11 protein-coding genes are annotated in these 12,797 nt (G+C 43.9%); 7 read left to right on the top strand and 4 right to left on the bottom strand.

What is annotated here, in order from left to right; translation table 11 throughout:
- Nucleotides 1-95 precede the first annotated feature (95 nt).
- The 3 genes from MKZ16_RS17740 to MKZ16_RS17730 all read right to left on the bottom strand — a co-directional run bounded on the left by MKZ16_RS17740 (nucleotide 96) and on the right by MKZ16_RS17730 (nucleotide 2,613).
- On the bottom strand, nucleotides 96-803 hold the full coding sequence (locus MKZ16_RS17740; protein WP_036687653.1) for a DsbA family protein: 708 nt from the start codon (nucleotides 801-803) through the stop codon (nucleotides 96-98).
- Nucleotides 804-912: 109 nt separating this feature from the next.
- Entirely contained in the window at nucleotides 913-1,659 is a 747-nt protein-coding gene (locus MKZ16_RS17735; protein WP_076098782.1) for an HAD hydrolase-like protein, read from the bottom strand.
- A gap of 36 nt (nucleotides 1,660-1,695) precedes the next feature.
- A complete protein-coding gene (locus MKZ16_RS17730) occupies nucleotides 1,696-2,613 on the bottom strand; it encodes a helix-turn-helix domain-containing protein (protein ID WP_036687649.1) in 918 nt (305 codons plus the stop codon).
- A gap of 160 nt (nucleotides 2,614-2,773) precedes the next feature.
- Here MKZ16_RS17730 and MKZ16_RS17725 point away from each other — a divergent pair, with 160 nt between their 5' ends.
- The 6 genes from MKZ16_RS17725 to MKZ16_RS17700 all read left to right on the top strand — a co-directional run bounded on the left by MKZ16_RS17725 (nucleotide 2,774) and on the right by MKZ16_RS17700 (nucleotide 9,278).
- The gene (locus MKZ16_RS17725; protein WP_038574530.1) at nucleotides 2,774-3,928 is read left to right on the top strand and encodes an MFS transporter; all 1,155 of its coding nucleotides are present in this window, start codon (nucleotides 2,774-2,776) and stop codon (nucleotides 3,926-3,928) included.
- Between the two features lie 90 nt (nucleotides 3,929-4,018).
- Nucleotides 4,019-4,744, top strand: coding sequence for an ATP-binding cassette domain-containing protein (locus tag MKZ16_RS17720; protein ID WP_036687647.1), 726 nt, complete (start codon nucleotides 4,019-4,021; stop codon nucleotides 4,742-4,744).
- A gap of 34 nt (nucleotides 4,745-4,778) precedes the next feature.
- Nucleotides 4,779-6,059, top strand: a complete 1,281-nt coding sequence (locus MKZ16_RS17715; protein ID WP_232061383.1) for a hypothetical protein — start codon at nucleotides 4,779-4,781, stop codon at nucleotides 6,057-6,059.
- Nucleotides 6,052-6,750, top strand: coding sequence for a response regulator transcription factor (locus MKZ16_RS17710; protein ID WP_036687642.1), 699 nt, complete (start codon nucleotides 6,052-6,054; stop codon nucleotides 6,748-6,750). The genes MKZ16_RS17715 and MKZ16_RS17710 overlap by 8 nt, the downstream gene beginning before the upstream one ends.
- Nucleotides 6,747-8,213 (top strand): HAMP domain-containing sensor histidine kinase, encoded by a 1,467-nt coding sequence (locus tag MKZ16_RS17705; RefSeq protein WP_051491526.1) that lies wholly within the window; start codon nucleotides 6,747-6,749, stop codon nucleotides 8,211-8,213. Before MKZ16_RS17710 ends, MKZ16_RS17705 begins: the two co-directional genes overlap by 4 nt.
- A 6-nt stretch (nucleotides 8,214-8,219) precedes the next feature.
- Entirely contained in the window at nucleotides 8,220-9,278 is a 1,059-nt protein-coding gene (locus MKZ16_RS17700) for a GNAT family N-acetyltransferase (RefSeq protein ID WP_179089976.1), read from the top strand.
- 100 nt (nucleotides 9,279-9,378) lie between these two features.
- Here the strand turns inward: MKZ16_RS17700 and MKZ16_RS17695 are convergent, their stop codons facing one another.
- Nucleotides 9,379-10,602: a glucose-1-phosphate adenylyltransferase gene (locus MKZ16_RS17695; protein ID WP_076103928.1), complete on the bottom strand. Its 1,224-nt coding sequence runs from the start codon at nucleotides 10,600-10,602 to the stop codon at nucleotides 9,379-9,381.
- Nucleotides 10,603-10,818: 216 nt separating this feature from the next.
- Between MKZ16_RS17695 and glgB the strand changes: the two genes are divergently transcribed.
- Nucleotides 10,819-12,756, top strand: coding sequence for a 1,4-alpha-glucan branching protein GlgB (gene glgB, locus MKZ16_RS17690; RefSeq protein WP_076103927.1), 1,938 nt, complete (start codon nucleotides 10,819-10,821; stop codon nucleotides 12,754-12,756).
- Nucleotides 12,757-12,797: the final 41 nt, after the last annotated feature.

Below are 12,797 nucleotides of genomic sequence, written 5' to 3'. Positions count from 1 at the left end.
AAGTCATCTTTTTTAATTCATAGACACAAAAAAGCCCTGTAAGAAGGTCGCTTTTTTCAAAGTGAACAGCTTATAGGGCACAAGTTAAAGGCTGCTTACTGCTTGTCAATCGCTGCTGCTAACCCTTCATAGGAAGAATCCTGAAGCAGCACTCCGTTCACCATAAATTTAGGAGTACCGTTCACTCCGTAGGAACCAGCGATCTTAAAGTCTTCTTTTACATCGAACATGTAGGTATGATTCTTGAGATCTGTTTCAAATTGAGCGTAATCAATGCCCTCGATGTTATTCTTAACGAATTTTAGAATGAATTTCTGAGTGGCCCAAATTTCGCTCTCATCGCCTTGATTAGCGTACAGCTTATGAAGGTATTCCCAGAACTTCTCGTTGCTTTGCTTGTAGATGGCTTCGCCGGCGCTAGCTGCAAGATAAGAGTCCCGGTCCAAAAATGCAAAGTTCATGAAGAAAAGTTCCACTTTTCCGGTATCCACGTAGTCTTTAATAAAAGTATCCAGATACTTTTCAGTCCACATTTTGCAGGCGGGACATTTGAAATCTGCGAATTCGATAACTTTAACTTTGGCATCAGGACTTCCAAGATGAGGTTGCTTCTCATATTTCAGCCCATCAACAACAATGCTTCCCTTTACGTCGGTGTAGTTGGGTAGATCTGCTGTATCATCAGTCTTATTGCTTAAGATGAAAACAATTACAGCGAGAAGGATTACAACAACGACACCTAATATCATGGGAAGCAAAGGTCTTTTGGTCTGAGATTGTTTAGCTGACACTTTCTTATTCATATCTCACCTCCTAGATAATATAGGAATACTATAAAAATAGTATAATCATCCAGTAGGTTGTGTAGATATGTCATTTGTAACAATGTTACGTAACGTTGTAGCTAGATTATTAGTTTTTGAATTTAGCGGCTGAGCGAATGACAGGAGGCACCTCGTGGATGGACGAAATAGTCATTACGGCTTGCTGCATCTCTTGCTCCAGCTCGATAAGGTTATAGCTCCATTCATTTTGTTGCTTCAGGTAAATACTGTTAATGCCTGCGGTAACTGCGGGAAGTACATCTGTACGTAACGAGTTGCCAATCATCCAGGTGCGTTTGCGGTCAAAGCTTTGGGTAGCCAAAATATTTTCAAGCGCCTCAACATTTTTATGCTTCCGAATATAGATACGATCGTCAAAATAAGCATCCAGCTTCATTTGTTCAATTTTACGTTGCTGAATGGTATCGTCCCCGCCAGTATACAAGAATAAATGGTGACCCTCTTGCTTCAGCGTATCGAGTGTTTCAACCATGCCAGGGTAAGCTTCAATTTCTTGGTCATAGACGCTTAGACCGAGCTTGTGTAATTGCTGCTCTTGAAAGCGATCTGTCGGACGGTTATATTTGGCGCAGAAATAACGGTAGGTGGCGATTAAGGATTTAGGGAAGTTGTCGCTGGCCAGGCCACTCGTGTTGACGGTATCAACATCAATTTCTATTTGCTTGCTGCGTAATTCACTGGTGCTTGGGCCAAATTCATTAAACCAATCAGTCATGAGCTCGAAATATTGCCCTAAAATTAAATCGAAATATTTGTTGCAGTGAACCAGCGTATCATCTAGATCGAAAATTACCTGTTGAGTTGTGTATTTCATATCTCTCACTCCTTGGATCTGTATCTGTATAGTGTTCTATAGGTGAATATAAGATTCTAGAAACATTTGAAGCTCAGAAGCGCCGTCTGGACGGATACTGAAGCGCTCGTCTTGTTCCCCGCGAAGATGGATACGGAGTAAACCGGCTACGCGTAGGATCATTAGGTGATGCATAAGCATTTCTCTGGATTGATTTAGATCGGACTGCATCTCCCATAAAGATTTGGGTTCATGGGCGACATACCGAAGCAATCGGAGTCTGGTTGGATCCGACAGCGCCTTGGTCATGCGCAATAGCACCATCGGTGGCTCATTTTCATCTTCCAATGGCACATCTACAGGATACTGTACAATCACCATAGTTTTGTAGAAGCAGTAGGTGTTAATTGGTCGATTATGAACGGTAGGCAATAATACTATAGTCTTAAGATCCCGTATATCCTCGAAAACTACACCACCGGATGCATATTCAATTAAAGAAATAGGGTCCATTTTGCTTTCCAGCATTTTTTTCTCGGAGGCATCTTCAATTAATAACGGTAAAATCTTGTGTTCTACATGACGAAAATATTGCTCATACCAGAGTCTTAGAAGCGGACTATAGCTGCTCTTGATCCGGGAAGCTTCATCTATGGTGAAATCATGAATTAACGGTGCGATCTGCTGATAACACTCTTCTATAGAAGCTGAATCCAGATCATCCAGAAAATGCAGCACTGACGTTGCGGGCCCTCGGCTGTAAACCCAAGCATATAACACATCATAATCCGTAAATGGCCACTCCGCAGCTTGCATGAGAGCTGTTACTTTATGAGGAGTAATGCGATCTTCCACATCACTTACCCAGTGGGGACCGAGGTCTAAATTGGAGATCCATTTTCTGGTTACATATATCATAAAACTGTCCAGCAGTTCATAAACCGGCGATACGTCGATTTTTAATTCGTAATCCATGTAACATGCACCCCCAGAAATCCGTAACTTCTACATATTATCTCTTGTTTTGAAGAGGGTTGTCCACTATAATGTTCGGTGTTTGCCAATTGGCGTTACATTACATCATTGTTTTTATTATAGGGGGATATCATCCGTGTCAGACCGGCTTAAAGTATCTATACGAAGTAATAGCAAAATGACTTTCATGATTCTTATTACAGCTACTATAGCCGCGGGGCTTAGCCAAGGGCTGTTGCTGCCCATTCTATCCATTCTTTTGGAGCAAAAAGGAGTCTCCTCGTCACTGAACGGACTGAATGCTGCTGCCCTATACATAGGATCATTTGGGATGACCTTGATTGCTGAACGTGTTCTTGGAGCGGTTGGATTTAAAAAATTGATAGCAGGTGGGATTAGTTTAGTCTTAGTAAGCTTGCTAATGTTTCCTTTTTTTACTGGTATCAAGGTATGGTTTGTATTGCGTCTGCTTGTGGGTGTGGGCGATGCTGCGATTAATTACGGGGCCCAGCTTTGGGTTCTGCTCATGACACCTGCCGAGCATCGCGGACGTAATCTTTCACTATATGGCATGTCCTATGGTCTGGGTTTCAGCTTGGGTCCACTTGGGATAAGTCTGCTGCGTTATGGACAGGCAGTGCCTTTTATTGTTCTCGCATTTCTATTTTTGTTAGTCTTAATTCTTGTGACTACAATTCTGCCGGATTCCCGGCCAGATAAAGCGGAGAGTGGTGAAAGTCAGGTTCGCCGTTTCGGTCGTTGTTACAGCTTAGCCTGGTTCGCTTTAATTCCAGCCCTTCTATATGGCTTTATGGAAGCCAGCTTAAATAGCAGCTTTCCGGTATATGGTCTGCGTATCGGTTACAGCACAGATCAAATTGCAGCGTTATTGCCTTTTGCGGGGATCGGAGGACTGCTTCTGCAGTTTCCATTAGGTCTGTGGAGCGACCGGTTTGGCCGCAAGCGGGTACTGATTATTGCCGGGATCGGAGGCGGGATCGCCTTCACGATGTTGCCGCTGGCAGGTGATCATTTTACGTTGACAATGGTGCTTCTGATGATCGCAGGAGGACTAGTGGGCTCCTTTTTCTCGTTAGGGCTAAGTCTGGCCGCGGATATTTTGCCACGACATCTACTGCCAGCTGCCAATGTGGTTGCTTCTTTCCATTTTAGTATTGGCAGTATTATCGGCCCCGGCATTGGTGGTTTGTTGCTGCAAGTGGGCTTAAGCGGCGGTATTTTTGCCCTGATGGGTGGTTTATATATCGTGTTCGGCTTGCTTGGGTTATTATTCTCGCCACAACCTAGAAATTGAGGTAAGATAAGAACGAGTGCTCGCATGGAAATTGAACTCACATTCAGAGTACACTATAGATTATAGATGAAGACAGGGAGAGGCTGAACTATGATCACAGTTGAACACTTAGCCAAGGCAGTTGGGGAAGACAAAAATCCGGTCCTGCAGGATATAGGATTTCAATTAGAGCCGGGTGAGCTCGTAGCCATACTTGGAGCGAGTGGGAGCGGTAAGACCACTTTATTACGCTGTTTAGCGCTGCGAGAGAAGTGGGACAGAGGGAATTTTAGAGTGGACGGTACGGATATTATGGCGAGTGCCTTTTCCGGAAAAAGAAAAATTCGCCGGGAGTGGGCTTACCTGGAGCAGAATGCTGAGCTCAATCCTAACCGCACAGCGCTGAAAAACGTGCTGATCGGCCAGTCCGCACAGACGCCAATGTGGCGTATGGTTACAGGGATGGTTCGTTCAGATGATTATATGGGTGCGATGGATGAATTAGATGCCCTTGGACTTCTAGATAAAGCGAAGATGAAGACTAGCCAGCTAAGCGGTGGTGAACGTCAGCGTGTAGCGATTGCTAGAGCATTAACTCATGGTGCCAAAGTAATTCTAGCGGATGAACCGGTTACGGGTCTTGATCCCAAATCGGCAGAGAGTGTATTGGAAACTTTGCGCAGACTATGTAAAGAGACGGGGCTTACCGTAGTGACGGTGCTGCCTATTGAACTGGCTGAACGTTTCGCTTCACGTATATGGGTACTAGAAGATGGGCGAATTAAGCATGATATAAAGGGACGTAGATTAACGTCTCAGGAACGCGCGAATTTGTAAAGTTCGGACACGGATAAGGAAAAGAGTGATGAGGTTGAGTATAAAAAGTCTTAGGTGCCTGGCAGCTGCAACACTGTCGTTATCCGTACTTTCGGGTTGTACTTTCATCAGTGATCCCGTTTCGAAGATGAAAGCTCCGCAGCTGTCTGCTGACAAAGCAACACTTATGGCTGCTATTAATTCACATATTCCAGCGGGTACGGAGTTGATCCGTCCGGTTAATGATGAGAGCTCAATTTTCACAGAGGATCTCAATAACGATGGAATTATGGAGTCGTTGGTGTTCTATAGAACGCCAAGCGAAGCTGTAGAGATTCACGGGATGATCTTAGAGAAGCAAGGAGATGCCTGGGTCAAAAAGCTTGTTTTTGATGGGGATGGAACTATGCTGGAGTCCGTCGATCTGAAAGATATGACAGGTGACGGGAAGCTGAATATCATTACAGGTTATTCACGCGGGGAAGAAAAAGGCCTCGTCGTGTATAGCTATTCCAGTGGATCATTAGAAGAAGTGCTTTCACTTCCTTACACCAAATATATGATTGATGATCTTAACAAGGATGGAATTGAAGACATCACCGTTGTTTATTTTAAAAGAAATGAATTTGCAACCATTTCGATCTATCAGTACAATGATGGCTTTAAGGTGCTCGATAAGATCGAGGATATCGATCCGTATTTTTTTAATTATTACAATATTGTCGCAGGAAAGATTGCCAAAGATAAAGAAGGAATCGTATTGGACGCTTCGGTGGATTTCCAATCCGCCTACAGTTTAATTGTTCTTATGGAGCATAACAAGCTGCGCGTGGTTTTGCCAGGTGATACGAGGACTTACAAAGATCGTCTGATTGCAAGCGAAGATATTGATCATGATGGCATTATTGAAGTTGGATTGCTTGAAGCGCCAAAAGGATGGGAGTATTTCGACCCCGCAGATATTCCTTATTTCACCTCCTATTATAAATGGGATGGAAAAGATGGCCTAACCTTTGCAGTCCAGCTATATCGTGATCCATCGGATCGCTTTACTATTAATTTTGATCCAGAGCTGCATGGAAAGGTAAGTATTGACACGAAATCTGTTCTGGATAAAAATCTTAAGTTCATCATGACTGATACCGGAGAGACTTTTGCGGAGGTTTCCTTCTTTTCTCCTTCGGAATGGGATAAGGCTAAGAATGAAGGCTGGGAGCTGCTTGGACGGGATTTAGATAAAGTCATCGGCTACCGTGGTGAGCTAGAACAAAGTACAACTAAAGAAGGAAGCAATAAGATTGCCTCCCCTATTGAAAGGAAGGGAATAGATGAGTAAAGTTCTGATATTGGAAGATGAAGAGTCCATTCGCAGTTTCATAGTCATTAATTTGAAGCGTAATGGTTTCGAAGTGCTGGAGGCTGCTGACGGGAATGAAGCATTGCATAAATTAACCACTATACCTGATATTGATATTGCGTTATTGGATGTTATGGTTCCCGGCATTGATGGATTTGAAGTTTGTAGACGGATTAGGGAGACTAATGAACGCTTGGGAATTATTTTTCTTACCGCCAAGGTTCAGGAGCAGGATAAAGTTTACGCTTTGTCCGTAGGTGCAGATGATCATGTTAGTAAGCCATTTAGCCCAACAGAGCTAATTGCGCGTATTCAATCTTTGCTGCGCCGAGTAAATGTGCATCGTGAACAGTCGGCCAAGGTTTCTTTTCATTCGGGGCCTTTCAGCTTGGATCTTATTACCAAACAATTCAAACGTGATAATGTAGCCATTGAACTGACGCCTACGGAGTTCTCTCTGATTCAATTCTTTCTTGAAAAAGAAAACACTCCACTTAGCCGCGATCTTCTGTTGGATCATGTGTGGGGCAAGGAGTATATGGGTGATCCCAAAATTGTAGATGTAAATATCCGGCGCTTACGCCAGAAGATTGAGAACAATCCTTCGGAACCGGAATTTTTGCAGACTGTATGGGGGCACGGATATAGATGGAAAGGCCAAGGACAATGATTAAGAAGGGGATGCGCAGACAGATTGTTCTGCACTACATTCTTGTAGTTTTTTTGGCGCTTCTCCTCGTAGAAGTTATCTTCCTGCTGGCCATCAGAACATATTATTATGACAGTGTATACAGCAAGATTAAGAATCACATTTCTGTTTCAGAGTCGTTTTTTCAAAAGAACATGATACCAAGCGATAATAGCATCTATCTGCTACAAGAAGTACTGGAGAGGTTCTCATTGAGCAAGACGGAGCTGGAAATCTTATCGCTAAATGGGGATATCATCACTAGTTCCACTGGCTTTCAGCCGGATCGGACCATTACGACCAGTGATGTACCAGAAGCCGTTGGCGGCAGCGTTGGACGCTGGGTAGGGCGTCAGGCAGGCACGAATGAGAGCGTAATGGCGGTTTCCAAAATGCTGCAGATTCATGGACAGGATAAGTATGTCCTAAGGTATATTACTTCACTAGAAGAAATCAATAATGATTTGCTTAATCTTACCTTATTGTCTACTGCTATTGCTGCAGCTGTTATGGCTGTAGTTGTTGGGTTTAGCTTCGGACTGGCCAATTCGATTGTGAAGCCGCTGAATAATATTACGGCAGTTTCAGCCCAGATGGCCAAGGGGAGATTCAACGTACGGATTAAGGGAGACTATAAATTTGAGATTGGTGATTTGGCTTCAACGCTGAATTATATGGCTCAGGAAATTGTGCGCAGCAATCAGATTAAGGATGATTTTATCTCGTCCATTTCTCACGAGCTGCGGACACCTCTTACAAGTATCAAGGGCTGGAGTGAAACTTTAGTTTCCGGCGGGTATGATCCGGAGGAGACAAAACTTGGAGTCAGCATCATCTCCAAAGAAAGTGAACGTCTGATTGGGCTGGTGGAGGAAATTCTCGACTTTTCTAAGCTGCAGCAGAACCAAATGAAGCTGTCGATTGGGGTTGTAGATGTAAAGGTACTGCTACAAGAGACGATACTGAATGTTTGGGCTAAAGCGGAAAAGAAACGAATTCATCTGCTGCTGGAATGTGAAGACGCGATCTTTGTTAAAGGGGATGCCAATCGATTAAAACAGGTATTCTTGAACTTGGTAGACAATGCAGTGAAATTCTCACATGAAGATTCCAGTATTGAATTGTCAGCAAAGAGGCTGTCTGCTACAGAAACAGCGATTATGGTACGAGACAGCGGGATAGGGATTAGTGAAGCGCATATATCCAGAGTTAAGGACCGTTTCTTTCAAGTGGATGCACTTAATGGAGGAACAGGCTTGGGGTTAGCGATCTCACAGCAGATTGTAGAACTTCATAATGGGACACTTGATATGGCAAGTGAGCTTGGAAAGGGAACGGAAGTAACCGTCATCTTGCCTCTTACTGAACCACAGCCGGAAGTTAACTCAGATGAGGTAACTCAAATTACAGCTACCTTTCCTGAATTAGATGATTGGGAGACGTGACCTGAGATGGGGATAACGAAGAATTCGATCCGTATAGTTCGTGGAGAGCCTGATCGGGTTCACGACATCTTGAGGCTGTTGCAAGAAGCGGCAGGATGGATGGAGCGTAACGGGATTAACCAATGGACACCCGGACAATTTAATGAGACCGATATTGCAGGATATTTCGCTGACAGACATGTTTATTTAGCCCTTGACGATGGGGCTGTAGTTGGCATGTTCACGTTGCAATTCAGTGATCCACAGTACTGGGGCAGTAAAAATGATGAGTCCTACGCTTATTTGCACCGATTGGCTGTGAAAGACTCCCACCGCGGCCGAGGACTTGGACAGCAAATGCTTAAATATGCAGTAGTTCTAGCCAAAGATCTAGGCTGTAAGAGTCTTAGGTTTGACACTGTGGCACATAACATTAAGCTCAATCGTTATTATCAGAGCATGGGTTTTCATTACATGGGCACTAACGATATGGGAAATGGTCGTTTAGTGAACTTATATGAACATTTTGAGGAGAGAGCTGAGTCAGACCGTCTGATCCTCAGATTTATATCAGAATCTGATTTTGAACACATAAAGCGCTGGAGTGTTTCTCCAGAGTATCTGAAGCAGTGGGCAGGACCTTCGTTAACTTATCCTTTAGATGATGAGCAGCTTGTTAAATACTTAAAGGATGCTAATCATCCAGGCTTATCCGATCGCCTTATCTTCTGTGCAATTCAAGAAGCTACGCAGCAGGTAGTGGGCCATATTAGCTTTTCAGTCATTGACCGGTTTAATCGTTCTGCACGTATCGGCAGGGTAGTAGTAGATCCTGAGTTTCAAGGTAAAGGCATTGGCAAACGGATGATGCAAGAAATGCTTCGAATCGGATTTGAAGGTCTGAACCTGCATCGTTTGTCTCTGGGTGCTTTCGATTTCAATACGGCTGCCCTGAAAGCTTATGAAGCTGTTGGCTTTAAGCGGGAGGGTGTTCAACGTGAGTCTGCGTTATTCGGAGAGCAATATGTAGATTGTGTGGAAATGAGCATATTAGACAGAGAATGGACGGCTAGCCGTAATTCATAAAATTACTATTTCTTTACAACCGAAGGGGCTGTTGCTCTGGTCATGATCGACCAGGACAACAGCCCCTTTTTATATAAAGTATTTTTCTATATAATGGTTGTTATGAAGGAAGAACTTCACGCAAACGTCCTGTCTTCTCATACACATCCTGAAACAGACGGGAAGGTTGGTTTCGGACCGCCGGCTTGGCAGCCACAGTCTCATGTGGTCCAACGACAACGATATTATTTATGCTTCCCTTGATGACTGCGCCATCCTTAATGATTGCCCCTTCACCAATAATGGCATTCTCAATCAGCACTCCACGGCCAATGCGAACTCCAGGCATAATAACACTTTGTTTGATCTGGCTCATCTTACCGATTTCTACCCCATTAAAGACTACAGAACGTTGTAGACTACCTTCTTGGGAGCAGGATTCATTCACGAGAGAGTCCGTTGAGGGGTTCTGTACACGTGGTTTATGAACTGCAAGCTTAGTCCGGCGAACCCGACTATACATAGGCCAATGAGTCTTGTCTAACTTCATGCCATTGTCTTTTTGCAGAAGGTCCATATGTGCTTCCCAGAGACTGCCGACTGTACCTACATCTCTCCAGTAACCCTTGAAACGGTAAGCGAATAAATCATCGTTCTGATCCAGCATGGTAGGAATTACGTCTTTACCAAAGTCATGACTGGAATTAGGATTAGCTGCATCCCGCAACAAGTGCTCCTTCAGATAAGCCCACTCGAACAGGTAGATACCCATTGAAGCAAGATTACTTTTTGGTACTTTAGGTTTTTCCGCAAATTCGGAAATTTTCAGATCATCGTTTACGTTCATTACTCCAAAACGACTAGCTTCATCCCAAGGAACCTCCATTACGGAGATGGTTGCTTTTGCTCCTTTTTCGATATGATAATTCAGCATCTTACGGTAATTCATATGGTAAATATGATCACCGGATAGAATGAGCACATGTTCTGGGTTGCGGCTATCAATAAAGTCAATGTTTTTATAAATCGCATCAGCAGTTCCTGTATAACTGTCTCTGCCTTCAACACCTGAAGGAAGGAGTGTGACTCCTTTATCCTTTTGACTAACTAAGCCCCAAGGCTCACCTTCACCGATATGATTATGCAAAGAGTCAGCTTCGTATTGTGTCAGAACACCTACTGTATCAATGTTCGAATTTACACAGTTACTTAGCGGGAAATCAATAATTTTATACTGTCCACCGAAAGGGACTGCAGGCTTAGCCATACTGGAAGTCAAGGGAGCCAATCTGCGGCCTTCCCCTCCTGCCAATAACATGGCGATACAATCTTTTTTGTTGTTCATTTGTTATCCCTCCCATTATTTTGTCAATGCTTGTAATATAAACTTACGACAAGCGCTTGAAACGACATAGGTGAAATATATTGCTTTGTAAACAGAAAAATTACAATTAATATTTCTTTATCAGAAAATCTTTTCTTTTAACATCAAAACATTTTCAAAATGGTAATATTCGGGTAAGGTAATAGGTACAAGCACATTGAAAAAGGTGGTGTAGAATTGGCTGAAAAAGCAAAAATCGAGACCCTTCCGTCAGCTGCTGATATCTATCTGTTCCATGAGGGCACCAATTATCGCAGCTATTCTATGCTGGGTGCACACACTGCCGCTGAAGAAGGCGTTACCGGTGTGCGCTTTACCGTGTGGGCTCCTCATGCGACATATGTAGGACTAGCTGGTGATCATAATGATTGGGACGGAACACAGGGCGTGGACTCGTTATATAAGATACCCGATTCAGGATTTTGGAGTCGTTTTTTTCCGGGAATACAGCCGGGAACTTTTTACAAATACAGGATTCTTGCCTCAGATGGATCAAGTTTCCTAAAAGCGGATCCTTTTGCTTTCAAAGCCGAGGTTCGACCGGCAACGGCTTCGGTAGTAGCAGAACTGGATGGCTACCGATGGGGAGATGCAGCATGGCGTCGGAAAAGCAAAGCGCCTTATCAACAACCAATGAACATTTATGAAATGCACTTCGGTACCTGGCGTCAAAAAGAAGATGGAGAGTTCTACACCTATCGGGAAATGAGCGAGCTTTTAATTCCTTATTTGGTGGAGATGAACTATACACACGTGGAATTTATGCCGCTGGCAGAACATCCATACGATCTATCCTGGGGTTATCAAGGGACGGGGTATTTTGCGGCAACCAGCCGTTATGGCGAACCCCATGAGTTGATGTATTTGATCGATCAGTTGCATCAGGCAGGTATCGGTGTGATTTTAGATTGGGTTCCAGCTCACTTTGCCAAAGACGCACACGGATTACGTATGTTTGATGGAGCGCCACTTTATGAATATGCCGATCCAATGTTAGCTGAAAAACCAGGCTGGGGGACACTTTCGTTTGATTTCAGTAAGCCGGAGATTTCTTCTTTTCTTATTTCTAATGCGCTGTTTTGGTTTGAGTATTATCATATCGACGGAATGCGTGTAGATGCGGTTACGAGTATGCTTCGATTAGATTTCGAAAAGCGGGATCATCAATATCGGCGGAATGTTAATGGTGGATTGGAGAATCTGGAGGCTATCAAATTTATCCAGAATCTGAACAAGGCTATCTTTCATTATTTCCCAAAGGCATTGATGATGGCTGAGGAGTCCAGTGCTTGGCCGGGGGTTACTGCACCAGTGCATGAAGGGGGCCTTGGCTTCAATTACAAATGGAATATGGGTTGGATGAATGACACGCTAGGCTACATAGAACATGATTTTGGTGGGCGCCCTTATCATCATAATTTACTTACGTTCCCAATATGTTATGCTTATGCCGAAAATTACGCATTGCCGCTATCGCATGACGAGGTTGTCCACGGCAAGAAGTCTTTGTTAGACAAAATGCCGGGTGCTTATGAACAGAAGTTTGCAGGGCTCAGACAGCTGCTGGGATATCAGATCTCACATCCCGGTAAAAAGCTTCTGTTTATGGGTGGAGAGTTCGGTCAGTTTATCGAATGGAAGGATCAGGAGCAGCTGGACTGGCTGCTGTTGGATTATGAGAGCCATCGTCGGATGCTTGCCTACACGGCTGCACTTAATAAACTGTACCGCTCCGAAAAAGCGCTGTGGGAGCTGGATCATGCTCAAGAAGGTTATCAGTGGATTGATGCAGATGACAATGATCAAAGTGTGATTTCGTATATACGCCGAGGGAAGAAACCAGGAGATACGCTGCTTATTGTCATCAATTTCCAACCGGTAGAACGGCACAATTATCGTATAGGCGTGCCACGGGCTGGGACATATGAAGAGTTCTTTAGCTCCGAAAATGTAGAGTACGGCGGTTCCGGATTGCACAATGTCCCTCAAAAGAGCGTTAAGCTGGAATGGCACAATCAGGTGAACAGCATAGAGCTGACTCTTCCGCCCCTTAGCTTCCTGGTGTTTAAAAAAACGTCACGAATGGGTAAGAATAAAGAGGCAAAAGAGTTATAGATCTAAGTACGAATAGAGAATCCGTACAGTTTAAGGGGGAA

Source organism: Paenibacillus sp. FSL R5-0928, from assembly GCF_037970385.1.
GTDB lineage: Bacteria > Bacillota > Bacilli > Paenibacillales > Paenibacillaceae > Paenibacillus_AQ > Paenibacillus_AQ odorifer.
This window is presented reverse-complemented; position numbering and strand designations above follow the sequence as displayed.

What these genes read in the sequence shown, in the direction of transcription:
- MKZ16_RS17735 (WP_076098782.1), bottom strand. Translation starts at nt 1,659, where the DNA reads ATGAAATACACAACTCAACAGGTAATTTTCGATCTAGATGATACGCTG.
- MKZ16_RS17710 (WP_036687642.1), top strand. Translation starts at nt 6,052, where the DNA reads ATGAGTAAAGTTCTGATATTGGAAGATGAAGAGTCCATTCGCAGTTTC.
- MKZ16_RS17705 (WP_051491526.1), top strand. Translation starts at nt 6,747, where the DNA reads ATGATTAAGAAGGGGATGCGCAGACAGATTGTTCTGCACTACATTCTT.
- MKZ16_RS17695 (WP_076103928.1), bottom strand. Translation starts at nt 10,602, where the DNA reads ATGAACAACAAAAAAGATTGTATCGCCATGTTATTGGCAGGAGGGGAA.
- MKZ16_RS17730 (WP_036687649.1), bottom strand. Translation starts at nt 2,613, where the DNA reads ATGGATTACGAATTAAAAATCGACGTATCGCCGGTTTATGAACTGCTG.
- MKZ16_RS17720 (WP_036687647.1), top strand. Translation starts at nt 4,019, where the DNA reads ATGATCACAGTTGAACACTTAGCCAAGGCAGTTGGGGAAGACAAAAAT.
- MKZ16_RS17700 (WP_179089976.1), top strand. Translation starts at nt 8,220, where the DNA reads ATGGGGATAACGAAGAATTCGATCCGTATAGTTCGTGGAGAGCCTGAT.
- MKZ16_RS17740 (WP_036687653.1), bottom strand. Translation starts at nt 803, where the DNA reads ATGAATAAGAAAGTGTCAGCTAAACAATCTCAGACCAAAAGACCTTTG.